The organism is Prochlorococcus sp. MIT 1011 (genome assembly GCF_047305235.1).
GTDB lineage: Bacteria > Cyanobacteriota > Cyanobacteriia > PCC-6307 > Cyanobiaceae > Prochlorococcus_B.
In genome coordinates, this window is record NZ_CP138983.1 from 1,724,470 (window position 1) to 1,744,463 (window position 19,994).

At 34.1% G+C, this 19,994-nt stretch carries 23 protein-coding genes; 15 read left to right on the plus strand and 8 right to left on the minus strand.

Annotated features, from left to right (window positions below; genetic code table 11):
• Nucleotides 1-65 precede the first annotated feature (65 nt).
• Nucleotides 66-1,526, plus strand: a complete 1,461-nt coding sequence (zds, locus tag SIB75_RS10255; protein ID WP_413683231.1) for a 9,9'-di-cis-zeta-carotene desaturase — start codon at nt 66-68, stop codon at nt 1,524-1,526.
• Between the two features lie 3 nt (nt 1,527-1,529).
• The gene (locus SIB75_RS10260) at nt 1,530-1,982 is read left to right on the plus strand and encodes an SRPBCC family protein (RefSeq protein WP_413683232.1); all 453 of its coding nucleotides are present in this window, start codon (nt 1,530-1,532) and stop codon (nt 1,980-1,982) included.
• A 2-nt stretch (nt 1,983-1,984) separates the two neighbouring features.
• Here SIB75_RS10260 and SIB75_RS10265 read toward each other — a convergent pair whose 3' ends face one another.
• The 4 genes from SIB75_RS10265 to SIB75_RS10280 form a co-directional block, all read right to left on the minus strand.
• Nucleotides 1,985-2,770, minus strand: a complete 786-nt coding sequence (locus SIB75_RS10265; RefSeq protein ID WP_413683233.1) for a uroporphyrinogen-III synthase — start codon at nt 2,768-2,770, stop codon at nt 1,985-1,987.
• Nucleotides 2,771-2,870: 100 nt separating this feature from the next.
• Nucleotides 2,871-4,505, minus strand: a complete 1,635-nt coding sequence (locus SIB75_RS10270) for a glycoside hydrolase family 3 N-terminal domain-containing protein (protein ID WP_413683234.1) — start codon at nt 4,503-4,505, stop codon at nt 2,871-2,873.
• Between the two features lie 17 nt (nt 4,506-4,522).
• Complete coding sequence (gene rbfA / locus SIB75_RS10275; RefSeq protein ID WP_413683235.1) at nt 4,523-4,894, minus strand: 30S ribosome-binding factor RbfA; 372 nt, start codon at nt 4,892-4,894, stop codon at nt 4,523-4,525.
• A gap of 2 nt (nt 4,895-4,896) precedes the next feature.
• On the minus strand, nt 4,897-5,103 hold the full coding sequence (locus SIB75_RS10280; protein WP_413679027.1) for a DUF751 family protein: 207 nt from the start codon (nt 5,101-5,103) through the stop codon (nt 4,897-4,899).
• Between the two features lie 60 nt (nt 5,104-5,163).
• Between SIB75_RS10280 and SIB75_RS10285 the strand changes: the two genes are divergently transcribed.
• Complete coding sequence (locus tag SIB75_RS10285; RefSeq protein WP_413683236.1) at nt 5,164-5,883, plus strand: glutathione S-transferase family protein; 720 nt, start codon at nt 5,164-5,166, stop codon at nt 5,881-5,883.
• On the opposite strand, the gene SIB75_RS10290 is transcribed toward SIB75_RS10285, so the two are convergent.
• Nucleotides 5,870-6,601: a DUF6816 family protein gene (locus SIB75_RS10290; protein WP_413683237.1), complete on the minus strand. Its 732-nt coding sequence runs from the start codon at nt 6,599-6,601 to the stop codon at nt 5,870-5,872. The genes SIB75_RS10285 and SIB75_RS10290 overlap by 14 nt on opposite strands.
• Here SIB75_RS10290 and SIB75_RS10295 point away from each other — a divergent pair.
• Nucleotides 6,600-6,863 (plus strand): chlororespiratory reduction protein 7, encoded by a 264-nt coding sequence (locus SIB75_RS10295; protein ID WP_413683238.1) that lies wholly within the window; start codon nt 6,600-6,602, stop codon nt 6,861-6,863. The two genes, SIB75_RS10290 and SIB75_RS10295, sit on opposite strands and share 2 nt — an antisense overlap.
• On the opposite strand, the gene SIB75_RS10300 is transcribed toward SIB75_RS10295, so the two are convergent.
• Nucleotides 6,820-7,413, minus strand: coding sequence for a shikimate kinase (locus tag SIB75_RS10300; protein WP_413683239.1), 594 nt, complete (start codon nt 7,411-7,413; stop codon nt 6,820-6,822). The two genes, SIB75_RS10295 and SIB75_RS10300, sit on opposite strands and share 44 nt — an antisense overlap.
• A 52-nt stretch (nt 7,414-7,465) precedes the next feature.
• Here SIB75_RS10300 and SIB75_RS10305 point away from each other — a divergent pair, with 52 nt between their 5' ends.
• The 7 genes from SIB75_RS10305 to SIB75_RS10335 all read left to right on the plus strand — a co-directional run bounded on the left by SIB75_RS10305 (nt 7,466) and on the right by SIB75_RS10335 (nt 12,333).
• A complete protein-coding gene (locus tag SIB75_RS10305; protein ID WP_413683240.1) occupies nt 7,466-8,392 on the plus strand; it encodes a 6-pyruvoyl trahydropterin synthase family protein in 927 nt (308 codons plus the stop codon).
• On the plus strand, nt 8,393-9,070 hold the full coding sequence (locus tag SIB75_RS10310) for a RibD family protein (protein WP_413683241.1): 678 nt from the start codon (nt 8,393-8,395) through the stop codon (nt 9,068-9,070).
• 22 nt (nt 9,071-9,092) lie between these two features.
• A complete protein-coding gene (locus tag SIB75_RS10315; RefSeq protein ID WP_413684863.1) occupies nt 9,093-10,274 on the plus strand; it encodes a GNAT family N-acetyltransferase in 1,182 nt (393 codons plus the stop codon).
• Between the two features lie 31 nt (nt 10,275-10,305).
• Complete coding sequence (locus tag SIB75_RS10320; RefSeq protein ID WP_413683242.1) at nt 10,306-10,572, plus strand: hypothetical protein; 267 nt, start codon at nt 10,306-10,308, stop codon at nt 10,570-10,572.
• An 83-nt stretch (nt 10,573-10,655) separates the two neighbouring features.
• Complete coding sequence (locus SIB75_RS10325) at nt 10,656-11,057, plus strand: DUF4346 domain-containing protein (RefSeq protein ID WP_413683243.1); 402 nt, start codon at nt 10,656-10,658, stop codon at nt 11,055-11,057.
• Between the two features lie 62 nt (nt 11,058-11,119).
• Nucleotides 11,120-11,212: a cytochrome b6-f complex subunit PetL gene (gene petL, locus SIB75_RS10330; RefSeq protein WP_011294102.1), complete on the plus strand. Its 93-nt coding sequence runs from the start codon at nt 11,120-11,122 to the stop codon at nt 11,210-11,212.
• 179 nt (nt 11,213-11,391) lie between these two features.
• A complete protein-coding gene (locus SIB75_RS10335) occupies nt 11,392-12,333 on the plus strand; it encodes a vitamin K epoxide reductase family protein (protein ID WP_413683244.1) in 942 nt (313 codons plus the stop codon).
• Here the strand turns inward: SIB75_RS10335 and nadB are convergent.
• Together nadB and SIB75_RS10345 are read right to left on the minus strand one after the other, a co-directional pair.
• Entirely contained in the window at nt 12,320-14,020 is a 1,701-nt protein-coding gene (nadB, locus tag SIB75_RS10340) for an L-aspartate oxidase (RefSeq protein ID WP_413683245.1), read from the minus strand. The genes SIB75_RS10335 and nadB overlap by 14 nt on opposite strands.
• Before the next feature lie 13 nt (nt 14,021-14,033).
• Entirely contained in the window at nt 14,034-14,672 is a 639-nt protein-coding gene (locus SIB75_RS10345) for a DUF3120 domain-containing protein (RefSeq protein WP_413683246.1), read from the minus strand.
• 414 nt (nt 14,673-15,086) lie between these two features.
• Here SIB75_RS10345 and SIB75_RS10350 point away from each other — a divergent pair, with 414 nt between their 5' ends.
• The 4 genes from SIB75_RS10350 (at nt 15,087) to SIB75_RS10365 (ending at nt 19,943) form a co-directional block, all read left to right on the plus strand.
• A complete protein-coding gene (locus SIB75_RS10350) occupies nt 15,087-16,436 on the plus strand; it encodes a TIGR03279 family radical SAM protein (protein WP_413683247.1) in 1,350 nt (449 codons plus the stop codon).
• A 37-nt stretch (nt 16,437-16,473) separates the two neighbouring features.
• Nucleotides 16,474-18,051, plus strand: coding sequence for a TolC family protein (locus SIB75_RS10355; protein WP_413683248.1), 1,578 nt, complete (start codon nt 16,474-16,476; stop codon nt 18,049-18,051).
• Nucleotides 18,052-18,067: 16 nt separating this feature from the next.
• Nucleotides 18,068-18,886 carry an inositol monophosphatase family protein gene (locus SIB75_RS10360; RefSeq protein WP_413683249.1) on the plus strand — a complete coding sequence of 273 codons (819 nt, stop codon included), beginning with the start codon at nt 18,068-18,070 and terminating at the stop codon, nt 18,884-18,886.
• Between the two features lie 142 nt (nt 18,887-19,028).
• Nucleotides 19,029-19,943: a YihY/virulence factor BrkB family protein gene (locus SIB75_RS10365; RefSeq protein WP_413683250.1), complete on the plus strand. Its 915-nt coding sequence runs from the start codon at nt 19,029-19,031 to the stop codon at nt 19,941-19,943.
• Nucleotides 19,944-19,994 lie beyond the last annotated feature (51 nt).

Below are 19,994 nucleotides of genomic sequence, written 5' to 3' on the forward strand. Positions count from 1 at the left end.
CGATTTTAAAAGTGCCAAAAAAGAGTTTTTATTCATAGAGTTAGTGTATCCATTTAATTAAACGAGTGAAAATCGCAATAATAGGTGCAGGTTTAGCAGGATTAACTGCTGCAGTTGACCTTGTTGATGAAGGACATGAGGTCGACCTATATGAAGCAAAACCATTTATGGGAGGTAAAGTTGGAAGCTGGGAAGATTCCGATGGCAATCATATAGAGATGGGCTTGCATGTGTTCTTTTTCAACTATGCCAATCTGTTTGCCTTAATGAGAAAAGTAGGGGCATTTGAAAATCTTTTACCAAAAGACCACACTCACCTTTTTGTTAACAAGGGCGGCGATATTAAATCACTTGATTTTCGATTTTTTGCAGGAGCTCCTTTTAACGGCTTAAAAGCCTTCTTCACTACACCTCAATTAAATTGGATTGACAAACTAAGGAATGCTCTTGCTCTTGGAACAAGTCCAATTGTAAGAGGGCTTATTGACTACGAGGGTGCGATGAAAACAATACGATCATTAGATTCTATAAGCTTTCAACAATGGTTTCTTAACCATGGAGGAAGCCTCAATAGTATCGAAAGGATGTGGAATCCTATTGCATATGCTTTGGGATTCATTGATTGCGAAGCCATTTCAGCAAGATGCATGCTTACCATTTTTATGATGTTCGCTTCAAAAACAGAGGCATCCAAGCTCAACCTATTGAAGGGCTCACCCCACAAATGGCTCACCAAGCCAATACTCGATTACATTGAACAAAGAGGCGGAAGACTTCACTTAGAGAATATTGTTAAAGAGATTCATTCAGAGGATTCCGACCAACCATCTGTAACTGGATTGACTCTTCAAACACCAGAGGGCGAACAAAAAATTCAAGCAGACAAATATTTAGCTGCTTGTGATGTGTCTGGTATTAAAAGAATAATCCCTAGATCATGGAGACGTTTTAAAGAGTTTGACTCACTTTTCAAGCTTGATGCTGTACCGGTCGCCACAGTACAACTTAGATACGATGGCTGGGTAACCGAGATAAACAATGAACAAGCTCAAACAAACCTACAAAGTCCATCTGGTTTAGACAATTTGTTATACACTGCCGATGCTGATTTTAGTTGTTTTGCAGATTTAGCTTTATCAAGCCCAGAAGACTATAAAAAAGATGGTCAGGGCTCACTACTTCAATGCGTGTTAACCCCAGGAGATCCTTGGATTACCAAGTCCTCAGATGAAATTGTCAAACATACTGATCTACAGGTCAGGACACTTTTCCCTTCTTCAAGAGGCTTGAAGCTTTTATGGAGCAATGTGGTCAAAGTTTCTCATTCTCTGTACAGGGAGGCGCCTGGGATGGAGCCATATAGACCAGATCAAAAAACCTCTTTTAGTAATTTCTTCCTAGCAGGCAGTTACACAAAACAGGATTACATTGACTCTATGGAAGGGGCAACAATGAGCGGTCATCTTGCTGCTTCAGCAATGCTCTCAAAGTCTGTTTCATTAGCAAAAAATTCTTCGGTTGCTTAAGAAATGGGAAAGTGGCTTGATCACACAGTGATAAGTGAAATTCATGCTCCAGTTGAACTTGTCTGGAAGTTTTGGAGTGATTTAGATTCGATGCCTTTGTGGATGACTTGGATTGAGTCGGTTAAGACAGTCGATGAAAAAACCTCGACACTGCCTGATTTAACTGAGTGGACACTTTCAGCTAATGGCTTTCGTTTTAAATGGAAAGCTCAAATCACTGAAAGAGTAGAAGCAGAGAAATTGGAATGGAAATCAGTTAGTGGTTTACCTACTAAAGGTTCAGTACGTTTTTATAATGAAGAGAGCGCTAAAACTGTGGTTAAATTAAAAATATCTTATGAATTACCTCAAGTTTTAGCAAATCTAATGAAAGCAAATATTCTTGGAGGAATGGTCACGAAAGAATTACAAAAAAATCTTGATGAATTTAAAAAACTCGTAGAAAAATCAGCATAAATTTAATTAAAATTTAGTTCCAAGCAAGCTTGTAATAATCCTTCCAGATCATGCGGGGAAGCTTCATTATCCGGTTTCCTAATAAGTTTTTTACAACTAATAGTTGTTTGAGGTCCAATCGAAACAAGTTTAATCTTTTCTATTAATTTCAACCAATTTTCGCCAAAGTATTTTTTCAATAAGCTGACAGTATTTATTACTGTTTTACCACTAGTAAAAGCAATAATATCTATTTTTCCACTATTCAAAGCCTCAATAGTCTTTTGAGGTATATCTTTAGGACACGACGATTCATAAGCAGCTACTTCAGTAACCTCTGCTCCTTTCAATTTGAAAGAGTCAGATAATATTGATCTGCCTCCAGTTTGTACTCTGGGGATAAATAATTTTAAACCTTTTTGATTCTGAGGGAAATATTCAACCAAGCTATCTGCGACAAAACTAGGAGGAACAAAACTAATCTTTGCATCCAAAGCTAATAACAAAGAAGCTGTCTTTCTTCCAACAGCAGCAATTTGAACAGTCTTAGAAATTTTGGATAAAGATAAGCCCATTTCGTTCATTCTATCTGCAACATTTTTCACACCATTTGCGCTAGAAAAGATGATCCAGTCAAAGGTAGTTATTTCCTTTAAGGCATCATCTAAAGGAGACCAGTCATCTGGAGGTCCAATAACTAATGAAGGAAGATCGAATACCTCAGCTCCATTTTTTCGAAAAATCTCACGAGCCTCTGAAGTCTGTCCTTGGGCACGAGTAATAATTATCTTCTTGTCGGTTAAAGTCATTTCTGTATGCTTCTTTCTAGGAAGTCTAAAGAATAACTATGCAGTTATTTAAACAATAACAAGGTTTTTCTTGAATACTAAATTCTCTATTGAACAATTTTCAATCAGTAAATTCTTTAATTATTTTTTTATCAATTTCCTTGTTAACTCTTTTTGATTGCAAAATACGACTTAAAATATGATTTTGTGCTTCCTCTATTTGACTAGGACTATAAGCCAAAGGGATAGATTCATGAATAGTTTTCTTTATTTTATCATATAAATATGGACATCCATATACAATAACTCCTGATAATCTTTCCTCAATTTCTAAATTCTTTATAGCGTCTGCCCAATGATCATTATGATAATCTAATCCAATAAATGGCTTACCTCTTACAAAAAGCTGAACAAGGATTTTACTATTACCAAATTGCCCCAATTCTAAAACTCTTTTATTAGTTTTTTTCCATGGACTGAGACCAAGTGGATGTATAATTAAATTTTTGAAACCTGCTGCCTTAGGTAAATATAATGCAGGAAGATATTTGTTAGATACTTGATCAAAATTATCAATTTTTATAAGATTAATATCATTAAATTCAGCTTTTATAGTACTTTCTTCTCTTATAAAAATTGAATTTTCTATTATAGAATTACTAAATCTATAGGCATCCAATGAAAATTTATTCTTAATATCTTTATCCTTCAAGTCTTCTTTTTCTAAATCATTTTCATTACTAATTAAATCAAGTTGTTTTTTTCTTCTATCTCTAGATACATGTAATCTTTCTAAAGAAAATTTTCCTGAATAAAAAGCATCAGTAAGTGAATCAATTGCCTCATCGATATCTTTTGGCATCATAATCAAATCAATTCCTGCATCAAATGCCATGACTGCAGAAATACCACTACTATATTTATTAGATATTGCATTCATAACTAACGCATCACTGACGACTAAACCATCATATTTTAATTTGATACGTAATAAATCAGTAACCAGTCTTTTTGAAAGTGTTGCAGGATAAATTGGATCGATCTTTGAAAAAAGTAAATGTCCAATCATGACACTACTTACTCCTTGATTGATTAAAGATTTAAATGGAATCAACTCAAATTTATCTAATTTAGATAAGTCATTCTGTATTTCCGGCAAATCCAAGTGAGAGTCAACTTCGGAATTTCCATGACCAGGAAAATGTTTCGCACAAGTCAGCATTTTTGATCTTGAAACACCCCTATGAAAAGCACAAGTTAAACTTTTTACTGTTTCAGGTTCTTCTCCCCAAGCTCTTAGATTTATAACCGGGTTATTTGAATTGTTATTGATATCACAGACTGGTGCCAATAGCCAATTTAAACCAATATTTTTTGCTTCTTTACCAGTAAAATATCCGATTTTCTCAGCAATAGAAATTGCTAAATTATGATCTTTTTTATAAATTTGAGCGATACCCATTGGAGGAATAAACTTTGTTCCTCCATAAAATCTTTGACCAACTCCTTCCTCAATGTCAGCACATAAGAGAAGAGGTTTATCAGACCATTTTTTTAAGACATTGCAACGAATTTCTAATTCTTTTACAGTTCCTCCTAAAAGAATAACTCCACCAACACCTTCTTCTAAAAGTCTCTTAAGATTGGAATTAGATTCTTCTAAGTTAGGATATAAACGTTGCGAATCAAGGTTGAATCCACTTGCTCTAACTATAAATAATTCAGCAACTTGTCTTCTAAGATCAGATTTATTCATCAAAAATATTGATTAATCTATAAGTCTTTACTTTTACGTTCAAGTTCTAATGAATTGAGAAGATCTAAAACTGCAGGACCTTTTGTCATACCTTTATCAATCTTAAAAACAAGCTCAGGCGATCGTCTCATTTGAAGCCTTCGAGCAAGCTCAGCACGAATAAATCCCTTCGCTTCCTCTAAACCAACTAGAACTTCAGCTTTTTTTTTCTCTTCGCCAAAAAGACTTACAAAAATTTTTGCATGCTGTAAGTCACCTGAGACCTCAACAGAGGTAATGGTAATCATGGCTTGATGCATTCTTTCATCTCTAACCCGATTAACTAAAAGTTCACTAATTTCTCTTTTGAGTAAAGCTGCTAATTTTTCTACTCTTCTTGAATTAGCCATATCTAAGTAATTGGTACAGGAAAAGCCATAGCCTTTAATAAAAAAATTATTGTCAGAAGTCCACTTAACAAAGCCCCAACAAGAGCAATCGCTGTGATCGGATTACTACCTCGTTTAATTAATGGAGAAATTGCAGCAGTGAAAACCCCCAAAACTATTGTGATGAGATATTTGGGATATCTAGAAACATTAGAAAAGAACTCACCCATTTTTCACCAACAAAAGACTGAATTAATAGCTACTCTGCTAACCATTTGAAGGAAAATAAAATGTTGGAACTTCATCAATTTAGGCACTCACCTTATTGCTTGAAAGTAAGAATGGCTTTGGCTGCAAAAAAGCTTGAATATCGAACCGTTGAGATAACTCCAGCCATAGGCCAAATAGATATCTTTCAAAAAACAGGACAAAAAAAATTACCCGTGCTTTTTGATAAGGAAACAACACTCCATGAATCAAGTTCAATAATACGACACTTAGAGAAAATTGAAATAGAACCAAAATTAATTCCAGAGGGTCTAAAGGAAGCTTCTCAGGCCCAAATACTTGAAAATTGGGCAGATACAACTTTGGCAAAATCTATAAAAATTGTCTTTTTGGAAGAGCTTACGAAGAATCCAATCTTGATTTCCTCTTTATTCGACAACGAAATTTCTGATTCTATGCAAAAACTTCTTCTTAATATTCCTACAAAAATTGCTAGTCAGATTTCTGGATTAATAAACCAGAAAGAGAAAGAATCTCTAAAACAAAATCTAGAATATCTATCAAATTTAATTGATCAAGAAAACTTTCTTATTGGAGACAAGCTTTCTATTGCTGATATATCCGTAGCATCACAATTATCACTACTCAAATTCCCAAATTCATCTGGAGAAAATCTAACAGGCAAAGGGTGTCCTTTATATATAAATGATCCAAGTCTTCAAAATCTTTTTAAATGGAGAGACTTAATTGAAGGTCAGGTAACAAAAACTAATCATAATTAGCCTTTCTAAGTATTAATTTAGATTTCTCTGTTTTAATCGGCAAAGAAAAGAGATTTTGCCCAGGTTGATTATAAATCGCCTGAAATTGTTCGGCACAGATATTAAAATCACTCATATTTATTTCATTATTTGGATTAGATCCACATTTTTTAAACTCAGTTAATGTTTCGACCTGGCTAACCCTACTTAATTCTGGTGTATGCAAAATTTGTAAAATTAATTCATCAGTAATAAAAATATTATTATCAATTTTTTCTTGAAGTCTTCCTATGATTTTTGTCTCTAAATACCTATCTTTAGTTAATTTAGCAAACTGACGATTAGGAGATTTAGGGTCATTCTTTACTGATAAAAAACCACCAGTCTTTGTGCTCAAAGCATAAGACTGAGTGTTATATTCACGGTCAGCAATTAAATTACCAGAGGTATTGTGAATAAATTTAGCTGAGTGAATAATAGGTTCGTTATTCTGATCACTTTCTATCTTGCTAGTGACATCCCATACACCTTCAAACCAATCAGGGTAAATTAAATCATCTTTTAATCCTGGGCGCTTAATAGAAGAAGGTAAGTGCCAATCAGGCCAAATTAATTTGCGTTCATAAAGCTTAGATGGTTGAAAATTATTTATTTCAAGAATAGTTTCAGCAAGCACAGGACCATTGTAAGTAAAAATAATTAAAATAGAAATCAAAGAAAAGAGAAATTTCTGTCTCATGTCTGATCCGCTAATTAGAGAAATGGATAATTATGTTGTTTTGATTCCTGGTGAAAGTGAACAATTCCTGGATAAAGAACAAACTCTTTTATGGCTTCAATCTTGGTTAAATAAATTCGATTCATTACCATTAGATCTTGCATGTAAGTCTTCAATAAAAGAAGCTGCTCAACATTTGCTTGATACAGCATGCCACCTAGAAATCAAAACAGGTTTTACTATTCAGTGGTATGCCGTTCGGCTTGAGTCTCCGGGTCAATAAGGATGCTTGGCAAACGTTTAGCAATAATAGTTGCAACCTCATATGGAGATTGATCCTCAATTTCTATTCTCAAATCTGACTCTAAATATATTGGTTTTCTATTTTCCAAAATCTGACTAAAATTCCCAGCCAAATCATCCCCAATTAGTAAAGGGCGTTTCTTTTTATCACTTTCTAATCGTTTAATTGAACGTTTCAAATCAAGATCTAACCAAATAACTATTCCTTGATGAAGAATGCCCCAGTTTTCAGGCAAGGTAACTAAACCACCTCCAGTAGCAATTACAAGAGAATGATGTTGACTAATTTCTTTTAAAACTTTTTTTTCAACATCCCTAAAAACTTTTTCTCCATCTTTTTCAAAAATAGATGAAATAGATTGCTTAGAAGCTTTTTCTATAACATCATCAGTATCAACAAAAGCATAATTGATCATTTTGGCTAGAACTGGTCCCGTTTGACTTTTGCCAGAACCCATCATTCCTATTAAAAATAGATTTCGACCACCTAACTTTTCTTTAAGAGTTTTAGGGGTTGATTGGACGGCCATAAAGACAGAAGTAACTAAAAGTTATTAAGATGTGAATTGATGTGAAAAATTTATGGAAGCAATCACATCTAATTTCCCCCACGGAGAGGGAAGAAGCTGTGTAATTACAAGGCGTGCCTGCTTTAGCTCAAGCCACCTTTATCGGCTTCCTGAATTATCTGATGATGATAATTCAGCTTTGTTTGGCCCATGCTCAATAGCTCCTGGTCACGGTCATAATTACGAGTTAATCGTAACCATGGAAGGAGAACTTAATAAATATGGCATGGTCTTAAACCTTTCAGATGTAAAACATGCCATAAAAAACGCAGTAACAAGTCAGCTTGACTTTCGTTTTTTAAATGAAACATGGCCAGAGTTTAACCTTTCTAAACCCGAAGGTTGCCTCCCAACAACTGAAAGTTTAGTTCGTATTATATGGAAGCGCCTTAAATCTCACTTACCCCTAAAATCTCTACGTCTTTACGAAAACCCAAAACTCTGGGCTGACTATCAAGGAAATGCTATGGATGCTTATTTAACAGTTCAAACACACTTTTCAGCTGCTCATCGCTTAGCTAGAGAAGACCTACCGCAAACCGAAAATGAAAAAATATTCGGAAAATGTGCTCGACCTAATGGGCATGGTCATAATTACTTAGTAGATATAACTGTCAAAGGAAAGATTAATCCTAGAACTGGAATGATATGTGATTTATCTGCATTAAATAGTTTAATTAATGATTTAGTTGTAGAGCCTTTTGATCATACCTTTTTAAATAAAGATATTCCTTATTTTGCAAACTGTGTACCTACAGCTGAAAATATTGCATTACATATTTCAGATAAATTAACTAATCCTATCAATGCGATTGGGGCGAATTTATATAAGATTAAACTACAGGAGAGTCCAAATAATGCAGCTGAAGTTTATGCAAACGTACCTGAATCAAAGATCGATAATAAAGACTCCAAGAATCAGGTTGGTTTACTGAGATAATTGAAAAAAAAATGGGTTAAATTAGTTTTAGCTTCTAGTATTGATGGACGTATCGCATATCCAGAAGGAGGAAAAACTCAATTAGGTCAATCTGGTGATCGTTTGGTTTTAGAAAAATCACTCGCTTGGTCAGATGGGATTTTAATGGGAGGGCAAACGCTGAGAGATCATCAATCAATTTGTGTAATTAAAAATAAAAAATTATTAAAACAAAGAACTTTAGAAGGAAAGAGTAAACAGCCAATTGCTCTTATAGCCAGTAATCAAATAGATTTTCCAGTCAATTGGATTTTCTTTAAACAACCTATTCAAAAATGGTTAATCCAAAAGCAAGATAAGAAAAAGGAGATTATGCTTCCTAATGGATTCGATAAAAAAATAAATTTAAAAATCACTTGGCGTGATTCTCTTGATGATTTATATCAGAAAGGTATTGCAAGAATCGTATTACTAGGAGGCGCAAATCTAATTTCAGCTTTTCTGTTAGAGGATCTAATAGATGAATTACAAATCACCATGACGCCTCATCTATTAGGGGGAAATTATTGCTGGGTTTCATCTGAATTAAGCAACTTAAATACAATCATGAATAAAAAAAATAACTGGGTCCTAAAAGAAAGTAAAAAGCTCGGTAATAATGAATTACTTATCAGATATTTTAGAAATAATTTATCCTGAATATAGATTTAGTGCAAAAGAAATGAGCAATATCAAAATAAAATGGCATACATCAATCCAAGAAATTCCTAAAATTATTTGGAATAATTTCTTAAAAGAAAATTCAACTCCTTTTTATAAGTGGGATTGGTTAAATGCATTAGAAAAATCAAAAAGTGTTAGTAAAAAATATGGATGGCAACCATTATTTCTCTCTGCGTGGAGTGAAAATGATTTAATTGCATGTGCACCTCTCTATCTTAAATCTCATAGTTATGGAGAATTTATTTTTGATAATGCATTTGTCCAACTAGCTCAAGATATGGGGCTTCAATATTATCCAAAACTAATAGGCATGAGTCCATTAAGTCCAATAGAAGGTTATCGCTTTCTTTACGCAGATGGAGCTAATAATATAGATCTCACACAAATATTAATCTCTGAAATTGATAGTTTTGCTAAACAAAATGGAATTCTAAGTTGTAATTTTTTATATGTAGATCCTAAATGGATGAAAATAGCTGAATCTCTAAATTGCGCTAAATGGGTCAACCAACAAAGTTTATTGAAATTAAATGAAGAAAAAAGTTTTTCTGATTTTTTAAAAAAATTTAATTCCAATCAACGTAGAAACATCAAAAGAGAGAGAGAAAGCATAAAAAATTGTGGCGTAAAAGTTGAACCTCTTAGTGGGTCTCAAATAAATGTAATGAATTTAAAAAAAATGCATTATTTTTATGAGCTTCATTGTTCAAGATGGGGCGTATGGGGAAGTAAATACCTCACCGAATCATTTTTCACTGAACTTGCATCAACAGAACTGAAAGAGAATATTGTTTTATTTGATGCAAAAGAAGAAGAAATTGACAAAACAATAGGAATGTCATTTTGCGTAAAAAACGAAAATATGCTTTGGGGAAGATATTGGGGTTCAGAAAAAAATATAGATAATTTACATTTTGAAGCTTGTTATTACTCCCCGATTGAATGGGCAATAGCAAATAAAATAAAATATTTTGATCCTGGAGCGGGCGGGAGTCACAAAAAACGAAGAGGTTTTATTGCTAAACCCAATGCAAGTCTTCATAGATGGTACAACTTACACATGGACTCATTAATAAGAGAATGGCTACCAAAAGCAAATAAGTTAATGCTTGATCAAATAAACGCTACAAATAATGAAGTACCTTTCAAGTTTGAAGAGCCAAAACTATCAAATACATAGTAACTTCAGAAAAATTAAAGACTTAATCTAAATGACAGACAAAAATTTACTAGATTCTCCTGAGACAAATAAATCAATTTCCACCGAGGAAGATAAAGTTGATTCGAATGAAGAAAAACCTTTCTTTGCACAAGGGATTTTTAGTTATAAAGATAAAGGGACTCAGGGTGTTGTAACTCTTTTTGGCTATGAACTAACAGCACCAGCAGGCCTGAAAAATCCAGGTATTGTTTATTTATCTTTTATTTTTGTAAACCTACTTATATTTTTAATCTTAAAAAGCTTTATTTCAGGATAATTTTTTGAAGAAAAAATATAATAATGAAATAACTACAATACAGTTGACTTGTTTATCTTCTTTTTAATTTGTAAATTAAAGAAATGAAAAATCTAGATCTTCAAAAAGACTTAATTAACTCAATAAAACTTTTAGATGATAAATTGTCCAAGCGTCAAATAGAACTTGACCCAAAAGGATATTTCTTAATAAGAATTGAACCTTCAACGAATGAGTTAATACTTGAACATTATTTAAATGATATTGATCAAAAAGGTCGCGCTATTGATCCAGATTCCGGAGAACCAATTGGTTGTAAAACAAAAAGTAAAAATCAACCAAGCAATATTTATAGAGGAAAGAGTGCGAAGCAATTAGGTATTCAAATTTCCGAGGGTCATGGCCCATTCCCCATAAGTCATTTAGATCATGCCATTTACATTGGTCGTGAATTACAGAGAGCGGAGCAATGTCTGACCACTGGTAAACAATATATTCAAGATTAAAATTAATAAATTCCAAAGCTAAAGCGCTGATGATCTATTATTAGTTGAGAAATTTACAGCCAATGGGAATTCTTTTTTACTTAGTTTTTGTTGGAGCAGGCCTTTCTGCGGCATTCCTGATTCAAAAAGCCCTGAAAGCTATTAAATTAATCTGAAAAAATAAATCACTCTTATTAGTTCTAGATTAGTTCAAGTGGTTTATATTTAATACCAAGTCAAGTATTAAAATTGTTCTTAAATATAAAGAACATTCAAATTGGTTTGGTTTTTTCAGTCTCTAATTGAATTATTCATTAGAATTATAAATAAATTCATTTATTCAGAATTCACTTGCATGGGATCTTCAAGACTAAAAAGTAGACGTCGCCAAGATCTAGGTTCTAAATGGGCGAGAGTTGCAATAGCTATATTATCAACAGTTGGAGTTATTGATACAGGATCAATAACATTGAACAAGTGGGGATTAATAGGAAATTTAAACTGTCCTGGTGGACTAGGGGGTTGCGATAAAGTTTTAAATAGCCCTTGGGGGAACTTAATTCAAACAAATAATTATTCTATTCCATTATCTTTAATAGGTTTAATCAGTTATTTTTTAATATTGTTAATAGCAATATTCCCATTAATACCTATCATCAAAAGCCAAAAAAATAATATATCAAAAGTTTCATGGTGGGGATCTTTTTATATATCTATATCAACTTTTACTTTTAGCTTAATTTTAATCTCAATTATGATATTTAAAATTAAAGCTTTCTGTTTTTTCTGCCTTCTTTCTTGTCTTATATCACTTTCAATTCTACTATTAAATGTGTTTGGAGGCGGATGGGAAGATTATGGGAAGTTATTTTTCAGAGGTTTTATTATGTCAGTAGCAGTTCTTTTAGCAGGACTTATATGGTCATCATCAGTTGATCCATCTAACAAGGAAGTTTCAAATAATATCCAAGGTATGCCACCTGCGGTAATCGCGATAAGTTCTCCGGAAAAAATAAAACTAGCTGAACATCTAACAAAAGAAGGAGCTGTAATGTATAACGCTTATTGGTGCCCACATTGTCATGATCAAAAAGAAATGTTCGGAAAAGAAGCTGCAAAAAAACTAAATTTAGTTGAATGCGCAAAAGATGGGTTTAATAACAAAAGAGAACTTTGCGAAGCTAAAGGTATAACAGGTTTCCCTTCTTGGGAAATCAATGGCTCAATTGATTCAGGAGTGAAAAGCCTAGAAGAATTAGCTGAACTTAGCAATTACAAAGACTCTACAGATTTCTAGGAAACTCAGCTTCATTAACAACGGGTCTTGTATGAATATTCTTACCTCTTGTTTGAAGAGTATGACATTGCCAAAAAGGAACTGAAGTAGGAAAATCATCTCGAAAGTGGCCTCCTCTACTCTCTTTGCGAAACAAACAAGCCTCCAACATAAGCAAACTTGACATTTGTCGATTGCTCAAATCAAGCAGCAAATTAAGATCTCTCCTTGCAATTTCATCGAATTGATTAATTGCATGTTTTGACTGAGAAAAAACCAAATCTAATAAAGGCTCGTTTAGAAGATTTTGATAATCTCGTTTAACTTTTGTAAGAGCATAACTCATTCCTTTTTGTGATCGATCAACTCCAGCTTCACGCCAGCATAATTGTCTAAGTTTTTCAATTTCTTTTTTTAAGTACTTAGTTCCTTGATCCTTAGAAAAGCGAAGATTTGATTTGTTAAAACTTAAACTCTCTCCTGATATATAAGAGGTTTGAAGATCATTTAATTCAATATTTTGCATTTGATTTGCAAAAACCAAGCATTCCATTAATGAATTACTTGCAAGTCTATTTGCACCATGAAGTCCAGTACATGCAACCTCACCTATCGCAAAAAGTCCTTTGACATTGGTTTGTGCCTTCAAGTTTGTAGCGACGCCACCCATCCAATAATGGGCAGACGGAGCTACGGGAATTACTTCTTTCATAGGTTCTAAACCAAGCTCTCTACACCTTTGAAAAATTGACGGGAAACGTGCTTCTACATCCTCAACAGCAATGGATTTAACATCAAGACCAATATGATCAATATTTTGCTTTTGCATAGCTTTAAACAATGCTCTACTGACTTGATCTCTTGATGCCAAATCTTTCCCTTCCAGATGATCTACTGGGCTCTCTCCGAGGGAATCCAATAAAATGGCACCCTCTCCTCTTAAAGCTTCAGAAATCAAAAACGAAGGTGCATCATCCAATTGCAAAGCAGTTGGATGAAACTGAAAAAATTCAAGATCTTCTACGACAGCTCCAGCCCTCCAGGCTAGAGCAATTCCCTCACCTGCTGCTTGAGTTGGATTTGTGGTGTTAGCAAACAAATGACCACCACCACCGGTAGCTAAAACAACTGCCTTTGCTTTTATCCAACGCAAAGCTGGTCCATCTAAAACTTGTACCCCTGAACATCTTCCCCGTTCAACCCAAATCTGAGTGACTCTTATTCCTCTTTGATGGAGAACATTATCTCTTTGATCAACTTGCTCATTAAGAACATCAACCAATGCCTTTCCAGTTCTATCCTTTACGTGAAGTACTCTTCTGTGAGTGTGAGCAGCCTCAAGAGTTGTCGATAATTTTCCTGAGGTTCTATCAAATTCCATTCCTAGTTTCAAAAGCCTATCTACCAATCTTGGAGCACTCTTAACAAACATCTGAACTGCTTCATAATCACAAAGCCCTGCCCCAGCTTTAATCGTGTCCTGAGCATGTGTATCCTCACTATCTTCAATTCGCGTAACAGCAGCCATTCCTCCTTGTGCCCATCTACTAGAAGAACGCTTGCTAGTATTGCGATTCAGCAGTAATATCTTGAGACTTGATGGCAATTCGAGAGAGGACATTAAACCCGCAGCTCCTGCTCCAATAACAATTACATCCCAATTAGTTGAGTAAATATCATTTTTATTAAATCCAGTATTTAAGTCCATAAAATATTAGTTTTCAGATCAATCCACTTAATTGAGGCTGAATCAATGTGGTCGCAAAAAACAATCCATCAACCCATAAGGTTGTTGTCAATGCTGAACTTGACACAAGCCAAGCATCAGAAGATAAAGAATCAATTTTTGATTTTTTATTCATCCAATTTGCTATCAAAATTATTAAAAGTGCCGCAATAAAAATTGCTAATAAAGCAAAGGGTTCTAATAATTGTGCCGCAGTGAAACTCAAAATTTTTGAGGCTTCTGAAAAAGACGCCTCAACAACTTGAGGCCAAGCCTTCATTACCCCTGTTAAAACGATCATTACATCAGTAAAAGCAGTTCCTAATAAAGATGCCAAATAGAAACTGGCTCCAATTCCCCATCTAGTATTTAAAAGGCTTACTGCTATTGGCAAGGCTATTGACTCAACAGGCAAATGCCACACAGGATGAGCTCTTAACCATCCCCAAAAAAGACACCCTCCTAACCAGCTCCAACTCACACCAATCAATAGTGAACCCACAGAGGTCCATCTATCACTACAAAATTTTAATAAATAAAATCCAAGAAAAAATATTATGAAACTAAATAATAAAGCTGAAAAAGGAAACACATGAACCCATGGAGCCTGAACAAAAACCGGCAGGACAACCATTGTGCTAGCCCAAAATTGTAATGTCCTTGGCTTTGACAGATAGGACGTTTGTTTATTTATGGGCTTTGTGGGATTGCTTGAGTTAATCAGAATTAATAAAACTGAGTTGGTTTTCAGCTCAACCTTCTATGAATTTACATTCAAGTCGATACCTAAACCAAAATGTGTTCAGAATACAAATAATAAAGTTAAAAGAAAAATCCTTAAAAACTTTTTAATTACAAGTATTGCAATGCTTTTCAAGATACAGTTTCTGAATCATTAGAAAAAAAAGATGATTCAAAAAAGCTTCTAAAGTACTTTTTTTTGAAATTTTACTTATATTGAAAAAACATTGAATATAAAAGATCAATTTAATTTTTTTAAATCACCCAAAAATTATAAAAAATTTATTTTTTTTGTTTAGGAGCATAAATGAGCACAGTAAAGATAATTAAAAACAAAGTAAAACCTGCTGTGGTCGCCTCTATCGAAGAAGGTTCAATAGGCGAGGAACTTGGATTTGAAATTGGAGATCAATTAATTAGTATTAATGGTGTAAAGCCAAGAGATCTTATTGATTACAAATTTCTTATTGCTGAAGAAAATATCCAACTAAAGGTATTAGATGAAAAAGGAAAAATACATAGAATTAACATCGAAAAAGAATATGACGACGAATTAGGAATTGCTTTTACTGAAGCTTTATTTGATGGATTAAAACAATGCAATAATAAATGTCCATTTTGCTTTATTGACCAACAGCCTTCAGGGAAAAGGAAAAGCTTATATTTAAAAGATGACGACTACAGGCTAAGTTTTTTATATGGTTCTTACTTAACACTAACAAACCTTTCCGAACAAGACTGGCAAAGAATAGATCAACAAAGACTTACTCCTTTATTTGTATCAGTACATGCAACAGAACCTCATTTAAGGTCGAAATTATTAAGGAACCCTAAAGCTATTGACCTTTTAAATCAGTTGGTTTGGTTCTCACAAAAAAGAATACAAATTCATGCTCAAATTGTTGTTTGCCCTGGAATAAATGATGGAAAAGCTTTAGAAAGAACCATTAATGATCTATTTATCTTTGCACAAGGAGATTTTCCAGTCGTCCTTTCAGCCGCAATAGTACCAGTTGGTTTGACAAGGTTTCGACCTAGTGATGATGGGTTGATGCCTGTGGACTCTACTTGTGCCACAAAAGTAATCAATCAAGTTGAGCCAATGCAGCAAATCTTTTATAAATCAACAGGTTCCCGTTTCGCATGGTTATCTGACGAATGGTATCTAATAGCGAAAAAGCCATTACCTGCACTAAATTCTTATGAGGATTTACCTCAAAAAGAGAACGGAGTAGGAAGTATTCGCAGTTTTCTCAAGGCGATGGATGAAGCAACAAGAAATCTGCCTATCAAAATCAATCAAAAGAGAAGCTGCAGTTGGGTTGTTGGCAAACTTGTTGAAAATGAATTACAGAAACCTTGCAGTCGACTAAATAAAATAAATAATTTCACAATGCATCTTTATGGGATTCCAAGTCCCTATTGGGGCCAAGAACAAATAGTGACAGGTCTGCTCACAGGTCAAGATCTGATAAAAGGACTGCAAGGAAAGGAGTTAGGCGATGAGTTGCTTCTCCCATCGATCATGCTTAGACAAGGTGAAAAAATCTTTCTTGATGACATGACTCTTAAAGAGCTCTCTTCGTCACTTAATGTATCTATAAGAATTGTCCATGATGCAGACGACATCGTGAACAAAGCACTTTGTAAAGCATAATTGCTTTATTGAATCCATCTCAGTTTTTCTTCTAACTATGAGGAGAGTGAAGAGAAAATTCCTAATCTTTGCTGGATTATTTATATCTGGGATAAATCCTCTATGGGCTACAAGTTCGCAGAAAATCATTTCTAAAATCAAGTTTAAAGAAGAATTAAGTAAAACCCAAAGTCAAAAAGAACAAGGATTCTTATATGAATTAAATTCACCTGAAGATCTTTTTCGACCCTCTAGGTCCCGAGAAGTATCAGTAAAAACCTATAAAAATATTAATCTCGATCAATTAGAAGAAATTCTTATAAATAACAATCGAACTATCAAAATTTACGCAGAAAAAGTTGATCAAGCTAAATCGATATTAAAAAGTTCGTTATCCTCCTGGTATCCGACATTAAACCTAAATGCTAATGGGATTCCTCAATATTTCTCATCTAATAACTACAATGAGTCAAGTTTAATACAAGACACTTCTAGTAAACAATGGAGCTCCTCTATTAATGCACAAATCAAATGGGATATTATTAATCCTGCAAGAGTTCCTGAAATAGCATCTTCTAGAGATAGTTTTGAAAAGTCAAAATACACTTACTCAATAATTTTAAGAGATTTAAAATTAGAGGCTAAAAAGCGATACTTCAATTTGCAAAAGGCAAATGAAGAAATAGAAGTAGCAAATAAATCTATTGAATCCTCGAGACTTGGTTTAAGAGATGCAGAAATTAGATTTGAATCAGGTATTGGTACAAAATTAGAAGTTCTAGAAGCCAAAACACAATTAGCTAGAGATCAGCAGTTATTGAATATTAAATCAGGAGAACAAAAAATTGGGCAAAGATCTCTTGCTGAAATACTTAATTTTCCAGAAGATGTAACACCATTAATTGGGTCGAAAACTAAAGTTTTAGGTATATGGGATTTATCATTAGAGGATAGTATTATTGCAGCCTATGATGCACGAGAAGAACTTGATAGTATCCTCTTAGATATTTCAATTAATAATAGCAATGCTAACGCTGCACTTGCTTCTGGCCAACCAAAATTAAGCTTAGTAAATACATCTTCTTCTTCATTTGCAAAAGGTGAATTAAATCAAATCTCTCCTAACACCAGCAATACATCTTCAAATTTTTCTAATACCATTGGGCTGAATGCATCATGGTTCATTTTTGATGGAGGCAATTCAAAATCTTTGTATAAATACAACAAAAGTAAAGCAAAAGAAGCAAAGCTAAATTTTGCGTTAAGAAGAGCTCAAATCAGAAAAGAAGTTGAAGAGGTGTTCTTCAAATTAGAATCCGCCAAACTAAATATTTCTGCTTCTTATATAGAAGTTTTATCTGCCAGAGAGTCTCTCAGGCTTGCCAAACTTAGATATAAATCAGGTATAACGACACAACGAGAAGTTGTAAACAATCAACGAGATTTAACTGATTCAGAGGTTCGTTATATTGTTTCTGTTACTAGCTATAACACCTTATTAGCTGATTTAAGTAGACAAACTGGTTTAGATAACATCAAACCATGTGACATCAAAGTAACTCAACAAAATCAGAGAGACTTTGATGGTAAATCAAATCTCTATGAATCGAATTTAATTCCTTTATGTCAGCTATAGCCTTAACTGAATAAAAATGAGTCAAAACCAAATATCTATCCCTCTGAGCAACGCTCAACTAATTTCAATTCATCACCTAGTTGATGAGGTGGGAAGACGTCAACTTCAAGATTTTGGTCAAATCAACACTGATATAAAACCTGATGGAACACTTATTACAGAATGTGATAGATGGAGTGATAAAACAATAGTTCAAGGTCTAGCAAAAATCGCTCCAGGAGAAGGCGTTCTTAGTGAAGAAGGCAAAAAGTCAATTCCCAACTCCAGTGAATATTGGGTAGTTGATCCGCTTGATGGCACAACTAATTTTGCAGCAGGCATACCATACTGGGCAATATCAATAGCACGTTTCACCAATGGGGAACCTGAAACAGCCTTTCTTGATATCCCAGCGCTGAAAAAAAGGATTTTTGCCATCAAAGGAAAAGGAGTTTGGCTAAACAACAAGCCACTGAAGCCTGAATCTCGTTTTAAAAAAAATAGTGACTGCATTTCTCTTTGTAGCCGGTCCATTAAAGTTTTACAAATGAAGCCAGAGCAGTCTTTCCCAGGAAAAATAAGATTACTTGGGGTTTCAAGTTTAAATATGACTAGTGTTGCTATAGGTCAAACAATTGCTGCTTTGGAAGCAACACCAAAAATCTGGGATATTGCAGCTGCTTGGTTAATACTTGAGGAGCTTCATTGTCTGATCCAATGGTTGGAAACCAATCCAAAAGATATTATCTCTGGGACAGATCTTACTTCTGTGAATTTCCCATTGCTAACAGCATCCTCAAAAGATCAATTAAACAACATGCTTCCTTGGGCTAAAGCATTAATCGAAGATACTTAATTGAATATGTGCTTTTTGTTTTTCAATAAAAAGAAATGATTAAATTAGCTCGGGGAAAATCTATGATTTTAAATCTACCGATTCAACCAAGAAAAATCTTCGCCCTGCGAGGTAGCTTAATAGTAAATACTCTTAAAGCAAAGTGGGCTTGAACTGGAGTCAAAAAGCAAGATGGTTTTTTAGTAGCCTCTGGAAAGCTTATGAAAGATGGTCTAAATGTGATTGTGTAGATTTAAGCGCAGCATTTGCTTACTACACTCTTCAGTCATTTTTTCCAATATTACTTATATCTCTATCAGTTGCATCATGGTTTTTAGGAAAACAGCAAGGCTTAGATCAACAAATCATTGCTTTGGCTGCGCAAGTTTTACCTCCTTCAGTTGTTGGACTCGTCGATTCAACTCTAATCAAATTAGTTAATCAAGGATTTGGAGCTGGAATACTTGGAGCAATGTTTTTAATGATCACTGCTGGGAATGCCTATCTAACCTTACAAAGAGGAGCAGATAGATTATGGGAGGACGTCCTACCAGTTAAATCAAAACCTGATCCACTTAAAATTCAAGCATTTAGATTTATCAGAAACAGAATAGAAGCTTTTTTTGTGGTTCTATTAGTTGGTTTTTTAATGGTCATAGACCAAATCAGTGCAAATATTCGTATGATCCCTGGCGCCGTTTTGGAAGAATTGGCAAATACAACACCTTGGATTGCAAATGCGATGTCAAAAATACCCGTTCTTCAAGTAGGGCAATTTATGCTTCCTTTAATAGGTTTTTCAACTATGGCCCTACTTTTACAGGGTTTACTCCCCAGTAGGAGAGTGCCTTTGAAACCACTAATACCTGGTGCTTTCATGATTGGAACTTTGCTAACTATTCTAAATTTGGCAGTTAGCAGAAGTATCCTCTCTTTGGGTTCAAGATTTCAAGCTTATGGATTCATTGGAGGAGTCTTAGTATTAACCCTTTGGGTTTGGATGGTAGGAGTGATTATTTATTTTGGCCAATGCTGGAGCGTTGTAATTGCAAGCATGCGTCGGAATCGATACGTTTAAAAATCAATGAATCAACCCACAAAATTTAAATTAGAATATATAAATAAATCT